The organism is Microbacterium kribbense, from assembly GCF_039537285.1.
GTDB classification, from domain to species: Bacteria; Actinomycetota; Actinomycetes; order Actinomycetales; family Microbacteriaceae; genus Microbacterium; species Microbacterium kribbense.
In genome coordinates this window covers 230350-254352 of record NZ_BAABAF010000006.1, presented here as the reverse complement: position 1 = coordinate 254352, position 24003 = coordinate 230350, and the positions used below count along the sequence as shown (strand labels likewise).

Below are 24003 nucleotides of genomic sequence, written 5' to 3'. Positions count from 1 at the left end.
CGACGAGGAGGTGGCGATCCCAGAACTCAACGCGGCATAATCAACAACAGCTGATCCGCACGGTGTCGAGAAACTCCACCACTCAGCGGGACGTCACCCCTCGGTGCGCGGATGCCTGGCGACCCCCGGCCCTTGCCAGCCGCGAACGCTCGCGCGGCACAAACCGACACCCGCGCATGAAATTAACGGGCGCGCGCGCAAGAAACGGGCGCGCGACGAATCCCGCTCCGTCCAAAACAGGCGCGCGCGCACGAAACAGGCGCGCCTGCGCGACAACGCTGCGCGAACGCAGTCACCCCGCGCGAGGCCGCGCGCGTGGCAACCGAAGCACTGAGTGCGCCGCAGAAGCCTGCCGCACGGCGTGCTCCGGCCACGACGCCGGAAGGCGACACTCTCCTGGCCCGGCCAGGACGACCATCCGCGCACAACACCCGGTCAGCGGCCCGAGTCGTCCTCGATCGCGGGCAGCGGCAGCTCGCGGCTGCGATCCCAGGGCTCGGTCCACCCGAGCCGATCGAACAGGCCCTCCAGCAGCATCCCGGTGAATCCCCACACCAGATGCTCGCCGGCCGCCCCGTGCACTAGAAAGCCAGGACCGCGCCACACTTGACCGTCGCGGTGGATCACCGTCACGCCGCGGTTGGCCGGGTCGAGCAGGTTGGCCACCGGTGCGCGGAACACGTCTGCCGACTCTGCCTCGTCGACGACCCGCACGGGGGTCGGATGCCGCCACCAGCCGAGCACCGGAGTGACCAGGTGCCGCGAGTACACCAGTGGCAGCGGCGGCAGCGTGCCCAGCACGTCGACGCCATCGGGGTCGAGGCCGGTCTCTTCGCGCGCCTCGCGCAGCGCGGCCGCGACCGGGCCGGCGTCCTCCGGATCGATGCGCCCGCCCGGGAAGGCGACCTGCCCCGGGTGCTCGCGCAGCGTCGACGCGCGCGAGAGCAGCAGCACATCCAGGTCGCGCGAGACCGCGCCCGCAGCCGCATCGTGACCACTGAGGACCGAGTCGAGCACCCCGAACAGCAGCAGCACGGCCGCCGGCCGCTGCCGCCCCATGAGCGGCATCAGATCCAGCGGCAACGAGAGGGCCCCGGCCGCCGTCAGCGCACCCAACTGCTCCCGCGCGGGAGAGGGCGTCGGGTGGTCGGCAGGCACCCGCCCAGGCTACGCCAGGGCCGCCACACCCGAGTCACCCCACGGCGGTCAGCGGAACAGATCCTCGTACTCCGCGACCGGGATGCGGCCCGCGGCCGCCGCGATCAGGTCGGCGTCCTGCGTGATCAGCGCATCGGCCTGCAGCACCGCCACGGCCAGGTATTCCAGCGCGCCGATCTGGCCCCGGCCGTCCTGCACCGCATACCTCCATGCCTGCGCGCGCGAACCGCGATCGCCCAGCAGCCGGATCTTCAGTCCCGCGAGGCGTTCCAGCAGCTCCGTGCCGGCCCGCTCGTCGAGGCCGGCGGCCCGCACCTGCCGGTACAGCAGCGCCATCACCTGGGACCTCAGTGCGGCAGCGCCGACCAGGGCGTGCCCAGGAGCAAGCGTGCGCTGGTCCTGGATGAGTCGCAGCCCGGTGGCGGCATCGATCGCGTAGCGCGTCATGGTGTGGCCCCTGCCGCAGTCAGCCGGCGATCGCCGCCGCGATCGGCACGTCGCCGGTATTGAACCGGATGGCGCGCCCGACGGTGGTCTCGTCCGTCAGCACGGCGGCGATGACGGCCGCGACATCGGCCCGGGGCACCGAGCCGGACGCCTCAGCGCGGGTGTCGATGCGCCCGGTCGGCGCCTGCAGGGTCAGGCCGCTGGGTGCGACGATCGTCCAGTCCAGGGCGCTGCCGCGCAGGTGCTCGTCGGCGGCCGCCTTGGCCTCGGCATAGGCGAAGAACGAGTCGTCTGCGGGCACGCCGTGGTCGCGGCTCGCGCCGAAGTACGACACCATGACGTACCGCCGCACACCGGCGGCCGCTGCGGCATCCATCGACCGGACGGCGGCATCGCGGTCGACCGCCCAGGTGCGCGCCGGGTCGCCACCGCCGGCGCCCGCCGACCACACGACCGCGTCGTTGCCCGCGATCAGATTCGTCAGCTGGTCGACATCGAGTGCCTCGACATCCGCGACGACCGGCTGTGCGCCGGTCGCGGCGACGTCCGCCTCGTGGTCGGCATTGCGGATCACGGCGGTGACGGTGTCTCCGCCGCCGGTCAGCAACGGCTCCAGCAGCTGGGCGACCCTGCCGTGACCGCCGATGATCAGAATGCGCGCCATCTCGTCTCCCTACTGCTCGTGCTCGGCCTTGCGACCACCCGCCTCGAGCACGTCGCCCGCGGGCAGTTCCTTGTGGCCCCCGAACTGCAGCCGCATCGCCGACAGCAGCTGATTCGCGTACTGGTCCTCGTCGCGTGATGCGAACCGCTCGAACAGCGCCGAGGCGAGCACCGGCGCCGGCACGCCGACGTCGACGGCGGCCTTGACCGTCCATCGGCCCTCGCCCGAGTCCGAGACGCGACCGGCCAGCCCATTCAGCTCGTGGTTCTCCTCCAGCGCGGCGGCGGTCAGATCCAGCAGCCACGACGAGATCACCGACCCGCGGCGCCACAGCTCGGCGACCTTGGGGGTATCGATCGTGAATTTGTAGAACTCCGGCTCCTCCAGCGGCGCGATCTCGGCCGAGTGCTCGGCCTCGCGCGTGCCGGCGTCCGCATTGTGCAGGATGTTCAGCCCCTCGGCCAGGGCCGCCATGATGCCGTATTCGATGCCGTTGTGCACCATCTTCACGAAGTGGCCGGCGCCGGACGGGCCGCAGTGCAGGTACCCCAGCTCCTCCGGCGCGAGATCGCCCGAGCGGCCGGGCGTGCGCGGGGTGTCGCCCGCACCCGGCGCGATCGTGCGGAAGATCGGCTCCAGGCGCGCCACCGCGGCATCCGGACCGCCGACCATCAGGCAGTACCCGCGCTCCAGGCCGAACACGCCGCCGCTGGTGCCGGCGTCGATGTAGTCGATGCCGACCTTCGCGAACTTCTCGCCCCGGCGCACGTCGTCACGGTAGTTCGAGTTGCCGCCGTCGATGATCGCATCGCCCGGCTCGAAGACCGCGGCGATCTGCTCGACGACTTTTCCGGTGATGGATGCCGGAACCATCGCCCACGCCGCCCGCGGCGTCTGCAGCTTGGCGGCCAGGTCGGCCATGTCGTCGGCGCCGGTCGCACCCTCGGCCACCAGGGCCGCCACGGCATCCTTGTTCGTGTCGTAGACGACGCACTCGTGACCGTCCTTCATCAGGCGGCGCACGATGTTCGCGCCCATCCGCCCCAGGCCCACCATTCCCAGCTGCATGTGCTTCTCCTCGTCACATATCGGTACGGTCGGCAGTCTAGGCCCGGCTCCGCTCGGGCGCATGGGGCCGGCCACCCAGGACGGCGCGGACCCCGGCGGCGGGACTCAGGTCGATCCGCCGCAGCAGCTGGGCGTTCAGCGCCACGACGACGGTCGAGATCGACATCAGGATCGCGCCGACCGCCATCGGCAGCACGAACCCGATCGGCACCAGGACGCCGGCCGCCAGCGGCACCGCCAGCAGGTTGTAGCCGGCGGCCCACCACAGGTTCTGCGTCATCTTGCGGTAGGCGGCCCGCGACAGCTCGATGACCGAGAGCACCGACCGCGGGTCGGAGCTGGCCAGGATCACCCCGGCGGTCGCGATCGCGACATCCGTGCCCGCACCGATCGCGATGCCGACGTCGGCCTGTGCCAGCGCCGGGGCGTCGTTGACGCCGTCGCCGACCATCGCGACCGTGCGTCCCTCCGCCTGCAGGCGGGCGATCTTGCCGGCCTTGTCTTCGGGGTGGACGCCGGCGAACACACGGTCGATGCCGAGCGAGCCCGCCACCGCCTGTGCGACGGCCTCGGCGTCGCCGGTCATCATGATCACCTCGACGCCGAGCCGATGCAGCGCATCGACGGCCTCGCGCGACTCGGGCCGCACCTCGTCGGCGAGCGCCAGGCCGCCGATCACCGCGCCGTCGCGCGACACGTGCAGGATGATCGAGCCGTCCGCGCGCCACCGGTCGGCGTCCGCCACCTCGGCCGCGCCGAGCTCGTCGAGCAGACGCGGGCCGCCGACGCGGATCTCGTGGCCCCCCACCGTCGCGGTCACCCCGACCGCGGGCGACGAGGAGAATCCGGATGCCGGCGCCAGGGTCAACCGTCGCTCCTGTGCGGCGCGCACGATGGCCTGGGCCAACGGGTGCTCGCTGTCGGTCTCGGCGGCCGCAGCCAGCGCCAGCACCGCGTCGACGTCGACGTCGCCGGCTGCGGCGACGGCCGTCACGGCGGGCTCGCCGCGGGTCAGGGTGCCGGTCTTGTCGAAGACGACGGCATCCACGAGCCGCATGGCCTCCAGTGCATGACGGTCCTTCACGAGCACGCCGCCGCGCGCCGCGCGCTCGGTCGCGATGGCCACCACCAGCGGGATGGCCAGGCCCAGCGCATGCGGGCAGGCGATCACCAGCACCGTGATCGTGCGCACCACGGCGTCGTCGGGAGCGCCCACCAGGGTCCACACCACGGCGGTGACGACCGCCGCGCCCAGCGCGAACCAGAACAGCAGCGCCGCCGCCTTGTCGGCGAGCAGCTGCGCACGCGACGACGAGTTCTGCGCCTCGTCCACGAGACGGCGGATGCCGGCGAGCGCGGTGTCGTCGCCGGTCGCGGTGACTTCGACCCGCAGCCCCGAGTCGGTCGCGACCGTGCCCGCCGTGACGGGTTCGCCGATGCCGCGCGCGATCGGCCGGGACTCGCCGGTGACCATCGATTCGTCCATGCTGGCGGTGCCGTCGACGATGCGCCCATCGGCGGGCACGCCGCCGCCGGGGCGGACGAGCACCACGTCGCCCACCCGCAGGTCGGCGGGCGCGACGGTCACGATCTCGTCGCCGTCGACGCGCTCGGCCTCGTCGGGCAGGAGCGCCGCCAGTGAGTCGAGTGCCGAGGTGGTCTGTGCCAGTGACCGCATCTCGATCCAGTGGCCCAGGAGCATGATGACGATCAGCAGGGCGAGCTCCCACCAGAACTCGAGCTGGTGGTGGACCAGCCCCAGCGTGGCTCCCCACGACGCGAGGAACGCGACGGTAATCGCCAGGCCGATCAGCAGCATCATCCCGGGAGCGCGGCTGCGCACCTCGCTGACGGCGCCGGTCAGGAACGGCCGGCCGCCCCAGACGTACATGACGGTGCCGAGCACGGGCGAGATCCACAGCGCCCAGCTCGGCACGCCGTAGCCCAGCAGCATCCCGAACGCGGGCGAGAGCGCCACGACCGGCACGGCGATGAGCAGATTGATCCAGAACAGCCGGCGGAACTGCCCGGCGTGGTCGCCGTGGCCCGCATGGCCGCCGTGGCCCGCGTGACCCGCTTCTTCTACGTGACCGGCGTGGTCTGCATGGTGCGCCTGAGCGGCGTGGAGGTCGTTTCCGGCGTGCATGTCCATACTGACCTCAACGCATACCCCCCAGGGGTATTCCTAACCACTGTGCGAGCTCGTCGAGCTCGGCGCGGACCATCTCCTCTTCCTCGGGCTCGAACGGGAGCAGCTCGTGGATGGCGTTGACCTGCAGCACCCCCTCGTTCCGGTCGATCGCCGCGTCCAGCAGGCCGACGAACCGGTCCCCCATCAGGATCGGATGAGCGAAGTGGCCGTACACGCGCTGCGCCTTCGGTTTGAACTGCTCGAGCACGTACTCGAACTCGAACACCTCGCGCAGTCGCGGGCGGTCGAAGAGCATGCCGTCGTACGGGTTGAGGAAGACAACGCGGCCGTCGACCTCTTCGTCCACGCGCGCCAGCGCCTCGGGGTCGACGCGCCACTTCCACTTCGACCCCTCGACGCGCGCCGGCTCGCCGGCCTCGCCCACCGGAGTCCACGGCGACGTCTGCTTGGCCAGCCCCGCCGCCTGCAGCCGGCGCTCGGCCAGCAGCCGCAGCGCCTCCTCATCGGGGTAATCGGGGACGTCCGGCCCGAAGACGCGCTCGGCGATGTCCCACACCCGCGTACGCCCCTGGCGCCGCGTCACGGCCACGACGCCCTGCCGCGACAGCGCCTCGAGCATGCGCGGGACCTGGTTGGGGCCGTACCAGCCGTCCGCCGAATCGCGCGCGACCTGCGCGGTATCGGGGATCTGATCGGCCGTCAGCGGTCCCTCGGCCCGCAGCCGTGCGATGACGTCTTTGCGGAACGCGTCGTTGGCCTCGAGCCACTGTCTGCCGCGCGCATGCTGCGGCCACCGGCGCATCTGCGGCCGCAGCAGAGGGAGCATGCTCATCGGCCGGAACGTGCCGTCCAGCTCGAAGAGCAGACGGTCGACCTCGACGGCCTTCTGCAGCTGGCCGGGCTCGTACGACCAGCCGATGCGCGACCACAGGGTCATGTGCTGGCACGATGTGATGACGGCCGTCGGGTCGATCTTGATCGCGCCGAGCTGCTCGGCCACCTCGACGACGTCCCCCGGCCGGTCGGCGTCGAGCAGCTGGGCGCGCACGATGATGCGGCGCGCCTGATCGCGGGTCAGCTCGTGTACCACCCGCCCCAGGGTACTGGCGGGCACCGACGTCCGGAAGAGCGCACCGATTCAGCGGGCGGATGTCGCGGCCCGGCCGGCCACGGCGTCCAGTGCGGCACCGGCCAGTCGCTGGGTGGTCCACTCGTCCATCGGGGCGGCGCCCAGCGACCGGTAGAAGGAGATCGACGGCGCGTTCCAGTCCAGCACGGTCCACTCCAGCCGGGTGTAGCCGCGGTCGACGCACAGCGCGGCCAGAGCCGAGATCAGCGCCGTCCCGTACCCGCGCCCCCGCTCGCCGTCGTAGACGAACAGGTCCTCGAGCCAGATGCCGTGCCGGCCCGTCCAGGTCGAATAGGTGAGGAACCACAGTGCGATCCCGACGATCTTGCCGTCGCGCTCGACGACGTGCACGAACGCGTGCGGATCGGGGCCGAACAGCGTCTCGGCCAGCATCGGAACCGTGCCCGTGACGGCATCCGGCTCTCGCTCATAGTCGGCGAGCGCCTGGATGCAGGCGAGGATGCCGGCCTCGTCGCCCGGCCGTGCGCGGCGCAGCACGGCGCCGCCGGTCAGGATCCGGGTGGTGGTCTTGTCGTGCTGTGCGGGCATGCCTCCAGGTTACGGGGGTGCGATCCGGTCCCTTCGCTGCGGCGGCGCCGGCCGGCGAATAGACTCCGATGCCATGGCCGAACCCCCCGCATCCGCCGCGCACGCGCCGAGCGGCGCCGCACTCAGGCGGATCGACGTCGTCGGCGCGGCGATCATCCGCGACGGCCTGATCCTGTGCGCGCAGCGCGGGGCCGGCAGCGTGCTGGCCGGGCTGTGGGAGTTCCCCGGCGGCAAGATCGAACCCGGTGAGACGGCCCGGGCCGCACTGTCCCGGGAGATCGCCGAAGAGCTGCAGTGCGAGGTGACCGTGGGCGCCCAGCTCACCCGCACCATCCACGACTACGACTTCGGCACGGTCGTGCTGACCACATTCGCCTGCCGGCTGACGGCCGGAACGCCGCGGCTCACCGAACACGCCGCGATGCGCTGGCTCGCGCCGGCAGAGCTGGACCTGCTCGAGTGGGCGCCGGCCGACATCCCGACCGTCCGGCTGCTGCAGCATCCGTCCGCCCCGGCGCGCGACTGAGCCTGCCGCGAGCAGACGCGTCAGAGCACCTGGGCCTGCAGGCTCTTCATCGATTCCAGCGTCACGTTCACCCGTTCCGGGAAGACCGCCGGATGCGTGCCGGCCATCGCCTCGATCACCCGCACCACCTGACAGCTGTAGCCGAATTCGTTGTCGTACCAGACGTAGACCACGACGTTGTCGTCGTCGGCGATCGTGGCAAGGCCGTCCACGATCCCGGCGCGGTGCGAGCCGACGAAGTCGGAGGAGACCACCTCGGGCGACTCGATGTAGTCCACCTGCTGGCGCAGCTTGGAGTGCAGCGACACCGCGCGCAGATATCCGTTGAGCTCGTCGCGGTCGGCGGTGTGCTCGAGCGTGAGGTTCAGGATCGCCAGCGAGACGTTGGGCGTGGGCACCCGGATCGCGCTGCCGGTCAGCTTGCCCGCCAGCTGCGGCAGCGCCTTGGCGACGGCCTTCGCCGCGCCGGTCTCGGTGATCACCATGTTCAATGCCGCCGACCGGCCGCGCCGACTGCCCTTGTGGAAGTTGTCGGTCAGGTTCTGGTCGTTCGTGTACGAGTGCACCGTCTCGACGTGCCCGCGCACCACGCCGTATGCCTCGTCGATCGCCGCCAGCACCGGCGTGATCGCATTGGTCGTGCACGATGCCGCAGACAGGATGCGGTCCTCGCCGATCGCGGCCTGGTTGATGCCGAACACGATGTTCTTGACGTCGTCCTTGCCCGGCGCCGTCAGCAGCACCCGGGCCACGCCCTTCGCGCGCAGATGCTGCTCGAGCCCGGCCCGGTCGCGCCAGCGCCCGGTGTTGTCTACGACGATGGCGTCCTGGATGCCGTATGCGGTGTAGTCCACGCTGGCCGGGTCATCCGAATAGATCACCTGGATGAGCGTGCCGTTGGCCAGGATCGTACTGGCCTGCTCATCGACGGTGAGGGTGCCCGCGAACGGGCCGTGCACCGAGTCGCGGCGCAGCAGACTCGCCCGCTTGTGCAGGTCGTCCGCGCTGCCCTTGCGCACCACGATCGCCCGCAGCCGCAGCCCGGACCCGCTGCCGGCATGCGCGATCATCAGGCGCGCCAGCAGGCGGCCGATCCGGCCGAAGCCGTACAGCACGACATCGCGCGGGGCACCGGCATCCACCCGCTCTTCGACGATGTCGCCGAGCTCGGCGCGCAGGAACTCCACCAGGCTCGCACCCTCGCCGCGCGTCAGAAAGGCCTGATGCAGCCGCGCGATGTCGAGGGATGCCGGTCCCGGCGCAAGCTCGGTCAACGCCAGCAGCACCGCGGTGGAGGCGTCCAGGGAGAGTTCGTCGGCGCCGGCCTGCCGGGCGAACTTGTGCGCCTTGATCAGGTCGATGCTGCTCAAGCCGATCAGCCGCCGGCCGTGGATCGAGGTCACCACGCCGCGACCCCGATACAGGCCGCCGACCAGCGGAATCATCCGCTCGGCCTGCTCCTCACGGGCGATCCAGTCGCGGCGGTGGCTGTCGACCGAGCTGTTCACGGCACTCCTTCGTGCACCGCCTGGGTTCATGGCCCGACGGCGCTGTCAGCGGGGATCGCGCACACCGTGCGCGAAAGAGCGGGTTCACCCGCCATTCTATCGGCGGGATCAGGCAGCTTCCGACCGCGCTGACACGATGGAGAGGCGACAATGAAGACACGCAGAAAGAGGTTCCATGAAACGCACCGTCTGGTCGCTGGTCGCCGACATCGTGATCGTCATCGTGTTCGCCGTGGCCGGCCGCGCCAGCCACGCGGAAGCACTCGATCTGGGCGGCATCGCGACGACGGCGTGGCCGTTCCTGGCCGCGCTCGTGGTCGGCTGGGCCGTGACGCTCGCCTGGCGCGCGCCCGCCCGTCCGCTGCGCACCGGCGTGCCGCTGTGGCTGGTCACGCTCGTCGGCGGGATGCTGCTGCGCGTCCTGAGCGCGCAGGGCACGGCCGTGCCGTTCATCATCGTGGCCGCCGTCTTCCTGCTGATCACACTGGTCGGCTGGCGCGTGCTCGCCCGCGTGATCGCGCGCCGCCGCCGGCGCACACCGCGGTAGCCGCGTATGCATGCAGCGGAATGCGCTCTGCCGGCGTAGCGTTGGACCCACCATGCAGCGATTCGGAACGCTCTCGTTCGGTCATTACGGTCCACTCGGCGGCGGGCGACAGCTGACCGCAGCCGACGCCCTGCTCCAGGCCATCGATCTGGCACAGGGGATGGACGACCTGGGCGTGAACGGCACCTACTTCCGGGTGCACCATTTCGCCAGACAGCACTCCTCGCCGATGACCCTGCTGGCGGCGGTGGCCGCGCGCACCGAGCGCATCGAGGTCGGCACCGGCGTGATCGACATGCGGTACGAGAATCCGCTGTACCTCGCCGAAGAGGCCGCCTCGGTCGACCTGATCAGCGGCGGCCGACTGGCGCTGGGCGTTAGCCGCGGGTCACCCGAGTCGGTGGTGCGCGGCTATGAGGCGTTCGGCTACACCGGGTCGACGGACCCGCGCGGCGCGGACCTCGCGCACGAGCACTTCGCGACGTTCATGAAGGCCATCTCCGGTGAGGGCATGGCCGACCGCGACGCATCCAGCCCGTTCGGCGGCGGCACCGGCCGGCAGCGCATCGAGCCGCACTCCCCCGGGCTGCGCTCGCGCATCTGGTGGGGCGCGGGGTCGCGCGACACGGCCGAATGGGCCGGCCGCACCGGCGTGAACCTGATGTCGTCGACGCTGCTGACCGAAGACCGCGGGCTGCCGTTCGACCAGCTGCAGGCCGAGCAGGTCGAGGCCTTCAAGGCCGCCTGGCGCGAGGCGGGGCATCCCGGCACCCCGCGCACGTCGGTGAGCCGCTCGATCTTCCCGCTGGTGACCGCCGAGGACCATCTGTACTTCGGCGGGCGCAGCGACCAGGAGGGCGTCGGCTACATCGACGGGTTCCGGTCGACGTTCGGCAAGACGTACGCCGCCGAGCCCGACGTGCTCGTAGAGCAGCTGAAGGCGGATGCTGCGATCGCGGCCGCCGACACGCTGATGCTCACGATCCCCAGTCAGCTGGGCGTCGAGTTCAACCTGCGGGTCGCCGAGTCGTTCGCGAAGTACGTGGCACCGGCCCTGGGCTGGATCAGCACGCGCAGCTGAGCCGCCGCGACCCGGTGCCGCCGGCCCACTCAGTACAGTGGAAGTGCGCCGGTCGATGACGTCCGGGGCAGCGACCACGGAAAGACAGGGATGATGAGCAACAGCGACGCCGATCGGGAGAAGGACGACGAGATTCTGCGCGCGTGGAGCGTGCAGCTCACCGACGCGCTGGAGGTGCACGGCCTGGACGTCGACATCAAGTCCGTGCTGGGCCTGGCCGGCCGCGCCGCACACGGCGTGCTGCGCCCCGCCGCTCCGCTGACCACCTTCGTCGCCGGGTACGCCGCCGGGATCGCCGCGGCATCGGGCGACGTGACGCCCGAGGCCGCCGTCAGCGCCGCCCTGGACCGGGCATTCCAACTCTGCCGCGAACACGCCGCTGCCGCCGAACAGGCCTGACCGGACTCATCCGCAACGAGAACGGGATGCGGCGCGAAGCGCACCGCATCCCGTTCTCGTTGCGTGTCAGTCGTTCGCGGCTGCCTCCGCGGCCGGCACCGAACGGGACGCCCCGTCGCCCGGCTTGGGCTTGGGCATCCGGGTGATGAACGGCACGATCAGCGATACCAGGGCGATGATGCCGATGACGGTGTAGCCCAGCGTGTAGTTCTTGTCGCCGCCGATCAGCGCCGCGATGATCGGCGGGCCGATGATGCCGCCCAGGCTCCAGCCGATGATCATCAGACCGTAGATCGCACCGGCATGCTTGACCCCGAAGAAGTCACCGGCCGTGGCCGGCATCGTGCCGAAGCCGCCGCCGTAGCAGAGGTAGATCACGGCCGCGAGGATGAAGAACAGCACCGCGTTGCTGGCGTGCGGGATGATCAGCAGACAGACGCCCTGCAGACCCAGCATCAGGCCGAACGCGGTCATGCGACCGGTCTTGCCCGACACCCAGGCCCAGAAGATCCGGCCACCGCCGTTGAACAGCGCCAAGATGCCCACCAGCGCGGCAGCACCGGCCACGGTGTACCCCGCGATGTCTATCGCACTGGAGTTGGCCTGTGCGATCAGCGCGATGCCGACCGTCACGTTCAGGGTCAGGATGGCGGCCAGCAGATACCACTGCGGAGTGCGCAGCGCCTCCTTCTCGGTGAACTGCTTGTAGCTGTCCCGCGCCCGGCCGGATGAGGCCGGCACCCAGCCCGGCACGGCGTAGCCGGCCGGCGGGTTGCGGAAGAACGACGCCCCGATCAGCGCCAGGACCAGATAGCCCACGCCCAGCGGCAGGAACGCCCGGTTCGGCTCGGTCGGCGTCATCGCGATCAGCCACTGCGCCACCGGCGCCGTCAGCACCGCGCCGAATCCGAAGCCGGCCACGGCCAACCCGGTGATGAGTCCGCGCTTGTCGGGGAACCACTTCTGCAGCATCGCGATCGGCACGATGTAGGCGAAGCCGAGGCCGAACCCGCTGATCACGCCGTAGCCGAGCACCAGCAGCCACAGCTGACTGGAATCATGCGACAGCGCGAACGACGCGATGATGCAGCCGATCGCATAGATGATGCCGCCGGCCAGGGCGACCGGGCGCGGGCCCGTCCGGTCCTGGATGCGGCCGCCGATGTAGCTGCCGATGAAGATCATGCCGATCGTGACGGTGAACGGAAGCGAGGCCTCCGGGTTGGTCAGCGCCATCGCGTCCGGCTTCTTCAGCGCCGAACTGAACACGCTCCAGGCGTAGACCGCACCGATCGAGAACTGCAGCAGCAGCGCTGCGATCACGATCCACCATCGTCCCGCCGTCGGTTTTCTCGTTACCCCACCCCTTGTGGCGGCTGATGATGACATAGCTCTACCCTTCTTTTCGGTGTGTGACAAAAGCGCACGGGGCAGCACGACCCGCCGACGACGGTGTCGGAGGCTGTCTCATAACAGGGGGCGCCGGTCGCCCCTGGGCGTCAGCCCGCGGTCGCCAGGGACCCCTCCGAACTGTGCAACCTCGGCTCTCGGATGTTCCCTATCGGTTCCAGTCGCACCACCACCGACTTCGAGGCCGGTGTGTTGCTGCCTTCCGCGGTGAAGCCCAGCGGCACGAGCGGGTTGCCCTCGGGGAAGTACGTGGCGGCACACCCGCGCGAGGTCGGGAACGCGACGGCCTTGAAGCCGTGCACGACCCGGTCGACGTTGTCCGAGAACTCGCTGTGCACGTCGATGAGCTCGCCGTCCTTGATGCCGAGCTCGGCGAGGTCGTCGGGGTGCACGAAGATGACCCGACGGCTCTTCTTGATGCCGCGGTAGCGGTCGTCCAGGCTGTAGATCGTCGTGTTGAACTGGTCGTGCGCGCGCATCGACTGCAGCAGCAGTCGTCCGGGCGGGCACTGGATGTACTCCAGCTCGTTGACGGTGATCAGCGCCTTGCCGCTGGGCGTGTTGAAGGTGCGCGAGTCACGCGGGCCGTGCGGCAGGATGAAGCCGTTGTCCTTCTTGAGTCGTTCGTTGAAGTTGTCGAACCCCTTGATCACGTGCTCGATGTGGTCGCGCACCGTGTCGTAGTTGTTCTCGAACCCGGTCCAGTCGATCGGGCTGTCATCCCCGAAGACGGCTCGTGCGATGCCGCTGACCACGGCCATCTCGGACTTCAGCTTGTCTGAGATCGGCTTGACCTTGCCCCGGGTGGCGTGGATGGCGCACACCGAGTCCTCGACCGTCAGCATCTGCGGACCCGCCGCCTGCATGTCGATCTCGGTCCGGCCCAGGACCGGCAGGATCATGGCCTCATCGCCGATCGTCAGGTGGTTGCGGTTGAGCTTCGTGGAGATCTGCACGTTGAGCCCTACCTTGCGGAATCCGGCCTCGGCGGCGTGGGTGTCCGAGATGGCCGAGACCAGGTTGCCGCCCATCGCGACCCACACCTTGGTCTTGCCGGCGAGCATCGCCTCGATCGCCTGCACCGCGTCGTAGCCGTTCTCCCGCGGCGGGTCGAACCCGAACTCGGCCTGCAGCTTGTCGAGGAACGCCGGCGGCATCTGCTCCCAGATGCCCATCGTGCGGTCGCCCTGCACGTTGCTGTGTCCGCGGATGGGCGACGCGCCCGAGCCGGGCTTGCCGATGTTGCCGCGCAGCAGCAGCAGATTGACGACCTCCTTGATGATGGCCACCGCATCCTTGTGCTGGGTCAGTCCCATCGCCCAGGTGATGATGACATTGTCGGCCTTGAGGTACCGTTCGGCCAGCTCGTCGATCTGCGCCGTCGTCAGGCCCGTCGCCCGCAGCACGGCTTCGGGGTCGAGGTGCTCGACGTGCGCCTGGAACTCCTCCAGCCCCGAGCAGTACTGGTCGAGGAACTTGTGATCGAGCACGGTGCCCGGGTTCGCCGCCTCGGCTTGGAACACGCGCTGCGAGATCGCCTGCATCAGCCAGCCGTCACCGCCGGCGCGGATCTGCAGGTACTGATCGGCAAGGCCCGTGCCGTGCCCGATGATGCCCTTGACCCGCTGCGGGTTCTTGTAGCGGATCAGGCCCGCCTCCAGCAGCGGGTTGACCGCGACGATCTCGGCTCCCGCCTCCTTCGCCTCTTCCAGGGCCGTCAGCATCCGCGGGTGGTTCGTGCCGGGGTTCTGACCCATGATGATGATCAGGTCCGCCTTGGCGAAGTCCTTGTACGCGATCGTGTTCTTGCCGATGCCGATGGTCTGGCCCATCGCCAGGCCGGTCGACTCGTGGCACATGTTCGAGCAGTCCGGCAGGTTGTTGGTGCCGAACGCCCGCGCGAACAGCTGATAGGCGAACGCCGTCTCGTTCGCAGTGCGGCCGCTGGTGTAGAAGGTGGCCTCGTTCGGCGAGTCCAGGCCTCGCAGCCGCTCGCCGATGATCCGGAAGGCGTCGGCCCAGTCGATCGGCTCGTAGTTGTCCTTGCCCTTCGGCTTGTACAGCGGCTCGATGAGCCGGCCCTGCATGCCCAGCCAGTACTCTGACTTGTCCTGCAGGCTGCTGATCGAGTTCTCCGACCAGAACGTGGTGGGGATCGTGACCGGAGTGGCCTCCCAGGTGACCGCCTTCGCGCCGTTCTCGCAGAACTCGAACGTCTTTCGGTGGTCGGGATCCGGCCACGCGCAGCTCATGCAGTCGAAGCCGTCTTTCTGGTTCATGTCGGTCAGCAGCGACAGGCTGCGCCCGACACCCATCTCTTTGAACGCCGGGCCCATGGAGTGAGTGACGCCGGGAACGCCGGCAGCCCATTCCTTCGGCTTGCCGACCTCCATCTCGGTTGCCGCTTCGCTGATGTCCTCGACCGGAGCCTTACCGACCATGGGCACTGCCCTCCTTCATTTGTTCGACGTCGTCGACCGTGCGCCGGTCGAGTGCGTGGGTTCGGCGGGGGTGGGATGCCACCGCCCGGCGGTATCTGAGCTGCACAGGCGAGTCCCATCGCACAGGTGAGCGGTCACCGGCCCTCAGGCGGGAGACTCGTCGTCGAGTCGTTGGACTGCCCACGGGTCAAGACCTATCAGGAATCTCGCAGGTTGGCAAGCAACGCTCCGCACTCGGACGGATGATTCCGGGGCGCAGTAGGCTGACGGCACGATGTCTTCCACACCCGCCGGACCCGCCGAAAACGCCGCCGAACCGGGCCGTCCGCCCGCCGTGGTGGCGGTGGGCCCGGAGCTTGCCCCCCAACGCCTGGCGCGGTACGGCCGGCAGCTCCTGCTGCCCGGTTTCACCGCCGACGCGCAGCGCCGGCTGGCCGGCGCCCGCGTGCTGGTGGTCGGCGCGGGCGGCCTGGGCAGCGCGAGCATCCCATACCTTGCCGGCGCCGGCGTCGGCACGATCGGCATCATCGACACCGACGTCGTCGAGCTGTCCAATCTGCACCGCCAGGTCAGTCACGGCATCCACGACCTCGGCCGCAGCAAGGTCGCCTCGCTCGCCGACACGATCGCCGAGATCGATCCGGAGATCACGGTGCGCAGGCACGAGGTGCGGCTCGATTCGTCCAACGCGCTCGATCTGTTCGCCGGCTACGACCTGATCATGGACGGCAGCGACAACTTCGCGACCCGCTACCTCACCAATGACGCGGCGGCGCTGGCCGGCCTGCCGCTGGTCTGGGGCGCGATCCTGCGCTACAGCGGACAAGCCAGCGTCGCGTATGCCGCATACGGCCCGAACTATCGCGACCTGTTCCCCACTCCGCCGGCGCCGGGCGAGGTGCTCTCCTGCTCGGTGGGCGGAGTGCTGCCGGGTGTGTGTGCGACGATCGGGGCGATCATGTCGACCGAGGCGGTCAAGCTCATCACCGGCATCGGCGAGCCGCTGATCGGCCGGGTGACCACATACGACGCGCGGACCGGACGATTCCGTGAGCTGGGCTACCGGCGCAGCCCCGACGCCGCGCCGATCACCGAGCTGATCGACTACGAGCTGTTCTGCGGGCAGGACACGGCGCCGAAGGTGGCGCGCGATTCGATCGACGCGCCCGAGCTGGCGGCCCTGCTGGCCGCCGGTGCGCCGCTGCAGCTGGTGGACGTGCGCGAGCCGTTCGAGGCGCAGATCGCCCGCATCGACGGCGCGACGCTCATTCCGCTGGGCACCGTCGCCGACGAGATCGAGCAGCTGCGCAGCGAGGTGCCGGTGGTCGTGTACTGCCACTTCGACAGCCGGTCGCGACGGGCCGCCGAGATCCTGCGCGCGGGCGGAATCACCGGCGTGCAGTGGCTGGAAGGCGGTATCGACGCCTACGCGCGCCTGGCTGACACTTCGCTCGCGCGATACTGAGATACTCGACATATGCCCGGTCCCATTGTGACGTCAGACGTCATCGACATTGTAACGCTGCGCGCCGGTGTGGTCTCAGAATCGGCGGGCGCCCTGGTCGAGTTCTGCGGCATCGTCCGCAACCACGACCACGGCCGCGACATCCGGTCGCTGGACTACGAGGCCCACCCGACGGCGCAGCAGGTCATCGAGCAGTGCTGCCGCGACGTGTCCGCGTCGACCGGTCTGCCGGTGATCGCCGCGCATCGGATCGGACCCCTGCAGATCGGCGACGTCGCGCTGTACGCGGCCGTCGCGGCGTCCCACCGCAAAGAGGCGTTCGACGCCTGCGAAGAGCTGGTCGAGAAGATCAAGCGGAACATCCCGATCTGGAAGCGCCAGTACTTCCCGGACGGCGTCTCGGAATGGGTCGGCCTGTAAGACGCGGCTAGCCGCCGGCGAACGGCGGCAGCACGTCGACGCGGTCCGACAGGGCGGTCTGCGGATCGCGGCGCACGACCTGGTCGACCAGGAACGAGCCGGCATCCATCACCTTCTGCATCGGCTCGCCGTAGCGCGCGGCCAGCAGCGCTTTCAAGGATGCCAGCGTCGGCTCGCCCGAGACACTGAGCTGCTCTTGCTCGGTGCCGGCGGCCTCGGCGGCGGCCGCGAAGTACCGTACCGTGACGTTCATCTCGTGCGCACCTGCCTTCGGGTCGTCACCGCCAATATACGACACCCCGGCCGCGGGGCGGCCGCCGGGCGCACGGTAGAGTGCGGAACATGGCCGACGCAGCTGACAGCATCTCGGTCGCCGAGCATCTGTCGCGGATCCTCGCCGACCTCACCCCGCAGCCGCCCCGCCCGGTGCCCCTCGCCGACGCGCTCGGGCTCGTGCTGGCGGAGGACGTCGCGGCACGGGTGGCCGTGCCCGGCTTCGACAACTCCGCGATGGACGGCTATGCCGTCCATCTCGCCGATGTCGCCGCCGCCAGCGCGCAGCACCCGGTCGTGCTGCAGGTGGTGGCCGATCTGCCGGCCGGGTCGCCCGACGACCCCGACCTGGCACCCGGGCAGGCCGCCCGGATCATGACGGGCGCGGCGATGCCGGATGCCGCGGACTGCGTCGTGCCGGTGGAGCTGACCGATGCGGGACTGACGTCGGTGACGATCCGCAGCGCACCCGCGCAGCGGCGCAACGTGCGCCTGGTGGGGTCGGATGTGCAGGTCGGCGATATCGCACTGACGGCCGGCCGGGTGCTCACCTCACGCGACATCGCGGCCGCGGCCGCCGTGGGGCACAGCGAGCTGCCGGTGCACCCGCGGCTGCGCGTCGCGGTGATCTCCACCGGCAGCGAACTGGTCACCGCCGGCGGGTCGCTCGCGCGCGGGCAGATCCACGACTCGAACTCGTGGCTGCTGGCCGCGGCGGTGGCCGAGCTCGGCGCCGACCCGGTGCGGATCGCCACCGTCCCCGACGACGAGGACCGGCTGCGCGCGGCGTTCGAGCAGGTCGCCGGCACGGTCGATGCGATCGTGACCTCCGGGGGCGTCAGCGTCGGCGCCTACGACGTGGTCAAGGCGCTGCTGTCCCCCCTGCCCACGATGTGCTTCGGGCCGGTGCGGATGCAGCCCGGCAAGCCGCAGGGGTTCGGCCGCTGGCTCGACGGCACCCCGGTGTTCACCCTGCCGGGCAATCCGGTCAGCGTGTTCGTCTCGTTCGAGACGTTCGTGGCCCCGGCGCTGCGCCTGCTGCAGGGGCGCACGGCGCTGTCCCGGCCGGTGCTGGAGGGCATCGCCGATCAGGGCTGGCGCAGCCCCGCGGGGCGCGCGCACTTCATGCCGGTGGTCGCGGTGCGCGCCGCCGACGGGCGTCTGCGGGTGCGCCCCGCCGCACGGGGCGGTTCGGGTTCGCACCTGGTGGCGAGCCTGGCCGGGGCCAACGCCATCGCCATCGTCCCCGAAGACGTGACCGAGGTGCAGGCCGGTGATCAGGTGGCGGTCAGCGTCGTGACCGAGCCGCACGTGACCGAGCCGGCACCGGCGGACTGACCCGACCCAGGGCCGCCTCGACGTCACGGGCCGCGGCCAACGCCGCCGTCTCGCCATGCGCCGGACCGATCAGCTGCACAGCGGTGGGCATGCCGTCGCCGCCGACGCCGGTCGGCACCGCGACGGCCGGCAGGCCGAGGAAGTTCACCGTGACCACCAGCCGCAGACCGCGCAGGGCGGCGTCGGCTTCGTCGGGGCCGCCGAGGTCGAACTCGGGTTCGGGGATCGCGCCGGTGAACACCGGGCCCAGCACGAGCGGGAACTCCTGCTGGAAGCCCCGCCACGCCGCCTCGATCACGGCGCGACGCGCCCACGCGCGCCCATAGTCCGCCGCGGTGCGGTAGGGCTGGGCCGCCGCCGTGCTGTCGCGCAGAAACCGCGTCGCCGCTCGTCCCAGCGGCTCCGGCAGCGTCGCCGGGTCGAGGCTCCAGAGCATGTCGGTGCAGGCCAGGCGCCGCCACAGCACGGCGGCTTCGTCGATGAACGGCGGCTCGATCTGCTCGATCTGCCACCCCGCCGCACGCAGGGCGGCCGCGGCGCGGTCGACGCCTGCGCCGACATCCGGATCCACACCCCCACCCAGCGGATCCCGCGTCACGGCGACGCGCTTCGGGCCCGCATACGCGTGCAGCGCGGGAAGGTCCGCCGAGACCGGGTCGCCGACGTCCCATCCCGCCACCAGGCGCAGCGCGCCGTCGAGGTCGGCGACGCTGCGTGCCAGCAGGCCGTTGACGGAGAACCGCTGCAGGGTCAGGGCGACGGGCTGCTCGCGCACCCGCGCCCGCGGCACGCGCCCCGCCGACGGGCGCAGCCCGCAGATGCCCAGTGCGGATGCGGGCAGCCGGATCGATCCGCCGAAGTCGTTGCCCAGGCCGATGGCGCTCATGCCCGTCGCCACGGACACTGCGTCGCCGCCGCTGGAGCCGAACGTCGTGCGCCGCCGGTTCCACGGGTTGAGGGTGCGGCCGAACAGGTCGTTGTCAGTGTCCCACCGCATGCCGAAGTCGGGCATGTTGCCGCGCCCGACCACAATCGCGCCGGCGGCCAGCATCCGCTCGACGACGGTCGCATCGCGCGCAGGCACCGCGTCGGCCTGACCGCGCCACCCCTCCGTCGTGGCCGACCACGACAGGTCGATGTTCTCCTTGACCGAGATGGGCACCCCGGCCAGCGGACCGGGGTCCTCCCCGGCCGCCACCCGACGGTCCACGGCGTCGGCGAGCGCCCGCGCGCGGTCGGCGAAGACGACGGTCAGCGCATTCAACTCCGGGTTGCGTGCGGCGATGCGCGCCAGGTGCGCATCCAGCACCGCAGCGGCCGTGGTCTCGCCGGCGCGCACCCGCGCGCCCAGTTCGAATGCGCCCGGCAGGCGGTCGTCGCCGTGCGCTGGGTCAGTGCTCATCAGCATCCATCCCACCACACCGGCGCCGGACGCGGCCCCACACCCCGTCGCAGCACGTGATAATGGACGCATGGCGCCCGGTTACAGCGCGATCTCGAGTTACTCTCGCGTGCAGATCCTCCACCTTCTGCTGGAGCGACCCGATCGGCTGCTCGTGGAGCTGGTCGAGGCCACCGGGCTGCATGAGAACACCGTCCGCGAGCACCTGCAGCGGCTGATCGAATCCGGCTATGTCGTGCCCCGACCCGAACCGCGCACCACCCGCGGACGACCGCGGATGCGCTACAGCGCGGTCAGCGGGGCGGATGCCCCGTCCAGCCCGGTCGCGCAGCGCAAGGTGCGCGCCGCCGCCGAGCGCGGCGACCTGATGCGCCGGATGATGCCGTGGACCGATACCCCCGCGCTGCCGGAAGCCGCCCACCATCAGCTGGACGCCCTGCTGGAGGATCTGCAGGAGGCCGGTTTCGAACCGGTCGTCGACCCGGCCGCGCTGACAGTGGATCTGAGCCCTTGCGAGCACACGCGCGAGCACCCCGAGCATCGCGACGCGCTGTGCGCCGTGCACGTCGGGCTGATGCGCGGCGTGCTCACCGAAGCGGGCGGCCCGCTCGAGGTCGAGGGACTGCTGCCGACCTGCGATCCGGCGCAGTGCCACGTGCAGCTGACGCTGACGTAGCCGCGGCGACGCGCGCCGCTCAGACCCGCTCGTGCACCGCCGCGCGCACCCGCTCCGGGTGCGCGTAGACGTTCATCGATGCGCCGCGCACGAAGCCGACCAGCGTGAGACCCGACGAGACGGCCAGCTCCACGGCCAGCGACGACGGCGCCGACACGGCCGACAGCATCGGGATGCCGGCCATCACGGCCTTCTGCACGAGTTCGAAGCTCGCTCGGCCCGAGACCTGAAGCACCGTTCCGGCCAGCGGCAGGCGGCCGTTCAGGACCGCCCAGCCGATCACCTTGTCGACCGCGTTGTGACGGCCGACGTCTTCGCGCACGACCAGCGGTGCACCGGTCTCGGCATCGCACAGCGCGGCCGCGTGCAGCCCGCCGGTCTTCTGGAAGACCTCCTGCTGCGCGCGCAGCAGGTCGGGCAGTCGGGTCAGCAGCGCCGCGTCGACGACCATCGGATCGGCGGCGACGTCGAACGCCGAGGTCGTGGCGACCTGGTCGATCGAGGCCGCCCCGCACACGCCGCAGGCGCTGGTCGTGTAGGAGCGGCGCGCCCGCGCCAGATCCGGCGGCGGCGTGCCCGGTGCCAGCGTCACGTCCAGCACGTTGTAGGTGTTGCCTTCGCCGGGTGACGACATCAGCGACAGTCCCGGCCGCTGGCCGGTCTGGAGGATCTGCCCGCCGGTGCCCGGTCCGCCGCAGTGGATCGCCGAGGCGAACTGGTCGCCGTGGGTGATCACGCCCTCGGACACGAGGAATCCCGCGGCCAGCTCGACGTCATGGCCGGGAGTGCGCATCGTGACCGTGAACGGCGAGCCGCCCACGCGGATCTCGAGCGGCTCCTCGACGGCCAGCACGTCGCCGCGACGGGAGACGGCATCCTCATCGTCGCCGCCACCGCCGACGGTGATGCGGACGACCTGTGTGCGCGCGGTGATCCGACCCATTGCATCCTCCGACCGTGTCTGCCACGTTGCGTCTCCACCGTACTCGCCTCCGAGCACCCGTGGGCGGGAGCGTCGCAGGTCGCGCCGGCGGCGCGCACTGCGTAGCGTTCAGGCATGGTGATCACCGTGCGGCGGGCGAGCGTGGCGGATGCCGCGACGATCGCCCGGATCCGGGTGTGCTCGTGGCGCGTGGCCTACCCCGGGCTGATCCCCGATGTGCTGCTGGAGCGCCTGGACACCGGCCGGGAGGCCGAGCTGCGGGCGCGCAACTGGCGGCGTCGCAACGCCGATCCGCGCACAGCGCAGCTGCTGGCCCTCGCCGACGGCGAGCCGGTCGGCTGGGCGGCGACCGGTCCGTGTCTGGACGATGACCGTGGCGCGGCGGCCCGCGGCGAGCTCTATGCGCTGTATGCGGTGCCCGAGCACTGGTCCACCGGTGTCGGCCACGCCCTGATCGGTGCCGCCGAGACGGCGCTGCGCGAGGCCGGCTACCGCACCGCGTCGCTGTGGGTGCTGGAGGGCAACGAACGCGCGGCCTCGTTCTACCAGCGCCACGGGTGGCGCCCGGACGGCGCGGTCAAAGACGACTACCGCATCATCGGCACTGCGGCGATTCCGCCGCTGCGCGAGCGTCGCCGCGTGCGGGACCTGACGCTACCGCGGCAGGCGCATCCCGAACGACCGACCGCCCGGCTCGGATGACAGCGGCACGAAGCCGACGCGCGGATAGAACGCAACGGCGCCGGCGTTGTCGGCGACCGCCGTCAGATGCACGCCGGCAACGCCCAGCTCCGTCAGCCGCCCTGCCAGGGTCTCGATCAAGCGGCGGCCACACCCCTGGCCCTGCAACTGTGGCAGCAGGTCGATGTGCAGGTGCGCGGGGTACCCCAGCGCCTGGAACGGGCTCGGTGCCACCCCGCGCTCATACGCCGACTGCAGCAGCAGGTCCTGTTCGGTCTGCGCGGACGCCGGCCTGGGCCAGCGCGCGGCGAACTGCGGCCACCACCGGTCGGCGAACCAGCGCTCGAACGCGTCGGTGTCCGGCGCGCTGATGATGTATCCGGCCACGGCGCCGTCGTCGGCCTCGACCACGAAGGCGGTGTCCGGATGCCTGCGCACGTAGGGCCAGGCGTACACGGCGGGCCACAGATCGTCATCGGCGAGCACGCCGGTCGCATCGCTGCCGGATGCCGCGGTGCGCACGCAGATCTCGCCGATCGCGGCCTCGTCACCGGAGCGGAACGGCCGGATGCGCCGCGGTGTCATCCGCCGATGTACGACATCTCGATGCGCGACGAGGTGCGCAGCGCCGCCGTGGCGGCGCCGCGGATCTCGGAGTAGTGATCATCGCGCACCGACCACAGTCGCCCGATCATGCCTTCCAGTTCGGCATCGGTGCACCCGTCCCGCAGCATGCCGCGCAGGTCGTGACCGTGATCGGCGAACAGGCACGTGAACAGCTTGCCGTCGGCCGAGATCCGGCCGCGCGTGCACGCCCCGCAGAACGGCTGCGTGACGCTGGAGATGACCCCGACCTCGCCGGTGCCGTCGACGTACTGCCAGCGCTTGGCGGTCTCGGCCGCGTACTGCGGCGGCACCGCCTGCAGCGGGTAGACCGCGGCGATCTTCTCGAGCACCTCGGCCGAGGGCACGACATCCCGCATCTCCCACCCGTTGGTGGTGCCCACGTCCATGAACTCGATGAACCGCACGATCACGCCGGTGCCTTTGAAGTGGCCGGCGATGTCGACGATGTCGCCCTCGTTCATGCCGCGCTTGACGACCGTGTTGACCTTGATCCGCAGACCCGCATCGGCGGCCGCATGGATGCCGTCGAGCACGCGCTGCACCGGGAAGTCGATGTCGTTCATGCTGCGGAACACCTCATCGTCCAGCGAATCCAGCGACACCGTGACGCGATCCAGGCCCGCCTCTTTCAGCGCCGGCGCCAGGTGCGCCAGCGCCGACCCGTTCGTGGTCAGCGCGATGTCGGGCTTGGTGCCCTCGGTGGTGCGCAGCTCTGCCAGCATCCGCACCAGGTCTTCGATGCCCTTGCGCAGCAGCGGCTCACCGCCGGTCAGCCGCACCTTGTGCACGCCGTGGGCGATGCCCGCCTGCACGACCCGCACGATCTCCTCGAAGCTGAGCAGCTGATCCTTGGGCAGGAACACGTAGTCCCGCCCGAAGATCTCCTTGGGCATGCAGTACACGCAGCGGAAGTTGCAGCGATCGGTCACTGAGATGCGCATGTCGCGCAGCTCGCGGCCCCGGGTGTCCTGGGTCGCATGGCCGGGGGTCGCAGCTACTCCGGCACCCGCCGCACGTGCGCCGGTGCGGCGGATCGGCCCGAGCGACGGCTGCGCTGCCTCGTCGAATAGCGTGCTCACTGCGCACTGCTCCTCACTGC

The 24003-nt window shown here is 70.8% G+C and carries 24 protein-coding genes; 9 read left to right on the top strand and 15 right to left on the bottom strand.

The genetic code is table 11. From position 1 onward, the window contains the following. Positions 1–435: 435 nt before the first annotated feature. Genes ABD705_RS09455 through ABD705_RS09425 form a run of 7 tightly spaced genes read right to left on the bottom strand, consistent with a single transcriptional unit; the run spans position 436 to position 7167 of the window. The gene (locus ABD705_RS09455; RefSeq protein WP_425562061.1) at positions 436–1158 is read right to left on the bottom strand and encodes an NUDIX hydrolase; all 723 of its coding nucleotides are present in this window, start codon (positions 1156–1158) and stop codon (positions 436–438) included. Positions 1159–1206: 48 nt separating this feature from the next. After that, positions 1207–1605, bottom strand: coding sequence for a hypothetical protein (locus tag ABD705_RS09450; RefSeq protein ID WP_344782876.1), 399 nt, complete (start codon positions 1603–1605; stop codon positions 1207–1209). Positions 1606–1624: 19 nt separating this feature from the next. Further along, positions 1625–2269: an NAD(P)H-binding protein gene (locus ABD705_RS09445; protein WP_344782874.1), complete on the bottom strand. Its 645-nt coding sequence runs from the start codon at positions 2267–2269 to the stop codon at positions 1625–1627. A gap of 9 nt (positions 2270–2278) precedes the next feature. Next, positions 2279–3337 carry a phosphogluconate dehydrogenase (NAD(+)-dependent, decarboxylating) gene (gnd, locus tag ABD705_RS09440; RefSeq protein WP_344782872.1) on the bottom strand — a complete coding sequence of 353 codons (1059 nt, stop codon included), beginning with the start codon at positions 3335–3337 and terminating at the stop codon, positions 2279–2281. Positions 3338–3374: 37 nt separating this feature from the next. Further along, positions 3375–5489 (bottom strand): heavy metal translocating P-type ATPase, encoded by a 2115-nt coding sequence (locus tag ABD705_RS09435; RefSeq protein ID WP_425562060.1) that lies wholly within the window; start codon positions 5487–5489, stop codon positions 3375–3377. Between the two features lie 7 nt (positions 5490–5496). Beyond that, on the bottom strand, positions 5497–6579 hold the full coding sequence (locus ABD705_RS09430) for a DNA glycosylase AlkZ-like family protein (protein WP_344782870.1): 1083 nt from the start codon (positions 6577–6579) through the stop codon (positions 5497–5499). Positions 6580–6627: 48 nt separating this feature from the next. Beyond that, positions 6628–7167: a GNAT family N-acetyltransferase gene (locus tag ABD705_RS09425; protein WP_344782868.1), complete on the bottom strand. Its 540-nt coding sequence runs from the start codon at positions 7165–7167 to the stop codon at positions 6628–6630. A 73-nt stretch (positions 7168–7240) separates the two neighbouring features. Between ABD705_RS09425 and ABD705_RS09420 the strand changes: the two genes are divergently transcribed. After that, a complete protein-coding gene (locus ABD705_RS09420) occupies positions 7241–7693 on the top strand; it encodes a (deoxy)nucleoside triphosphate pyrophosphohydrolase (RefSeq protein WP_344782866.1) in 453 nt (150 codons plus the stop codon). Between the two features lie 20 nt (positions 7694–7713). Here the strand turns inward: ABD705_RS09420 and ABD705_RS09415 are convergent, their stop codons facing one another. Then, positions 7714–9165, bottom strand: a complete 1452-nt coding sequence (locus tag ABD705_RS09415; RefSeq protein ID WP_425562065.1) for a glyceraldehyde-3-phosphate dehydrogenase — start codon at positions 9163–9165, stop codon at positions 7714–7716. 211 nt (positions 9166–9376) lie between these two features. Between ABD705_RS09415 and ABD705_RS09410 the strand changes: the two genes are divergently transcribed. From ABD705_RS09410 to ABD705_RS09400, 3 genes are all read left to right on the top strand, one after another. Further along, on the top strand, positions 9377–9748 hold the full coding sequence (locus ABD705_RS09410) for a DUF3054 domain-containing protein (RefSeq protein WP_344782862.1): 372 nt from the start codon (positions 9377–9379) through the stop codon (positions 9746–9748). 52 nt (positions 9749–9800) lie between these two features. After that, a complete protein-coding gene (locus tag ABD705_RS09405; RefSeq protein ID WP_344782860.1) occupies positions 9801–10829 on the top strand; it encodes an LLM class flavin-dependent oxidoreductase in 1029 nt (342 codons plus the stop codon). A gap of 93 nt (positions 10830–10922) precedes the next feature. Beyond that, the gene (locus tag ABD705_RS09400) at positions 10923–11228 is read left to right on the top strand and encodes a DUF6457 domain-containing protein (RefSeq protein ID WP_344782858.1); all 306 of its coding nucleotides are present in this window, start codon (positions 10923–10925) and stop codon (positions 11226–11228) included. 66 nt (positions 11229–11294) lie between these two features. Here the strand turns inward: ABD705_RS09400 and ABD705_RS09395 are convergent, their stop codons facing one another. Together ABD705_RS09395 and ABD705_RS09390 are read right to left on the bottom strand one after the other, a co-directional pair. Next, on the bottom strand, positions 11295–12551 hold the full coding sequence (locus ABD705_RS09395) for an L-lactate MFS transporter (RefSeq protein WP_344782856.1): 1257 nt from the start codon (positions 12549–12551) through the stop codon (positions 11295–11297). Between the two features lie 176 nt (positions 12552–12727). Beyond that, a complete protein-coding gene (locus ABD705_RS09390; protein ID WP_344782854.1) occupies positions 12728–15079 on the bottom strand; it encodes an FdhF/YdeP family oxidoreductase in 2352 nt (783 codons plus the stop codon). Between the two features lie 274 nt (positions 15080–15353). Here ABD705_RS09390 and ABD705_RS09385 point away from each other — a divergent pair, with 274 nt between their 5' ends. Both ABD705_RS09385 and ABD705_RS09380 read left to right on the top strand, forming a co-directional pair. Further along, on the top strand, positions 15354–16544 hold the full coding sequence (locus ABD705_RS09385) for a ThiF family adenylyltransferase (RefSeq protein ID WP_344782852.1): 1191 nt from the start codon (positions 15354–15356) through the stop codon (positions 16542–16544). A 12-nt stretch (positions 16545–16556) separates the two neighbouring features. Further along, on the top strand, positions 16557–16964 hold the full coding sequence (locus ABD705_RS09380; protein ID WP_344782850.1) for a molybdenum cofactor biosynthesis protein MoaE: 408 nt from the start codon (positions 16557–16559) through the stop codon (positions 16962–16964). Positions 16965–16971: 7 nt separating this feature from the next. Here ABD705_RS09380 and ABD705_RS09375 read toward each other — a convergent pair whose 3' ends face one another. Continuing rightward, entirely contained in the window at positions 16972–17217 is a 246-nt protein-coding gene (locus tag ABD705_RS09375) for a MoaD/ThiS family protein (RefSeq protein WP_344782848.1), read from the bottom strand. A gap of 89 nt (positions 17218–17306) precedes the next feature. Here ABD705_RS09375 and ABD705_RS09370 point away from each other — a divergent pair, with 89 nt between their 5' ends. After that, positions 17307–18575 (top strand): molybdopterin molybdotransferase MoeA, encoded by a 1269-nt coding sequence (locus tag ABD705_RS09370; protein WP_344782847.1) that lies wholly within the window; start codon positions 17307–17309, stop codon positions 18573–18575. Here the strand turns inward: ABD705_RS09370 and ABD705_RS09365 are convergent. Beyond that, positions 18526–19977: an amidase gene (locus ABD705_RS09365; protein WP_344782845.1), complete on the bottom strand. Its 1452-nt coding sequence runs from the start codon at positions 19975–19977 to the stop codon at positions 18526–18528. The two genes, ABD705_RS09370 and ABD705_RS09365, sit on opposite strands and share 50 nt — an antisense overlap. Before the next feature lie 70 nt (positions 19978–20047). On the opposite strand from ABD705_RS09365, the gene ABD705_RS09360 reads away from it, so the two are divergent. Beyond that, positions 20048–20653: a helix-turn-helix domain-containing protein gene (locus tag ABD705_RS09360; protein WP_344782843.1), complete on the top strand. Its 606-nt coding sequence runs from the start codon at positions 20048–20050 to the stop codon at positions 20651–20653. 19 nt (positions 20654–20672) lie between these two features. On the opposite strand, the gene fdhD is transcribed toward ABD705_RS09360, so the two are convergent. Further along, complete coding sequence (gene fdhD, locus ABD705_RS09355; RefSeq protein WP_344782841.1) at positions 20673–21596, bottom strand: formate dehydrogenase accessory sulfurtransferase FdhD; 924 nt, start codon at positions 21594–21596, stop codon at positions 20673–20675. A 114-nt stretch (positions 21597–21710) separates the two neighbouring features. On the opposite strand from fdhD, the gene ABD705_RS09350 reads away from it, so the two are divergent. Continuing rightward, a complete protein-coding gene (locus tag ABD705_RS09350) occupies positions 21711–22298 on the top strand; it encodes a GNAT family N-acetyltransferase (protein WP_344782839.1) in 588 nt (195 codons plus the stop codon). On the opposite strand, the gene ABD705_RS09345 is transcribed toward ABD705_RS09350, so the two are convergent. Together ABD705_RS09345 and moaA are read right to left on the bottom strand one after the other, a co-directional pair. After that, a complete protein-coding gene (locus ABD705_RS09345; RefSeq protein WP_344782837.1) occupies positions 22251–22862 on the bottom strand; it encodes a GNAT family N-acetyltransferase in 612 nt (203 codons plus the stop codon). The genes ABD705_RS09350 and ABD705_RS09345 overlap by 48 nt on opposite strands. Further along, the gene (moaA, locus tag ABD705_RS09340) at positions 22859–23983 is read right to left on the bottom strand and encodes a GTP 3',8-cyclase MoaA (protein ID WP_344782836.1); all 1125 of its coding nucleotides are present in this window, start codon (positions 23981–23983) and stop codon (positions 22859–22861) included. Before moaA ends, ABD705_RS09345 begins: the two co-directional genes overlap by 4 nt. Positions 23984–24003 lie beyond the last annotated feature (20 nt).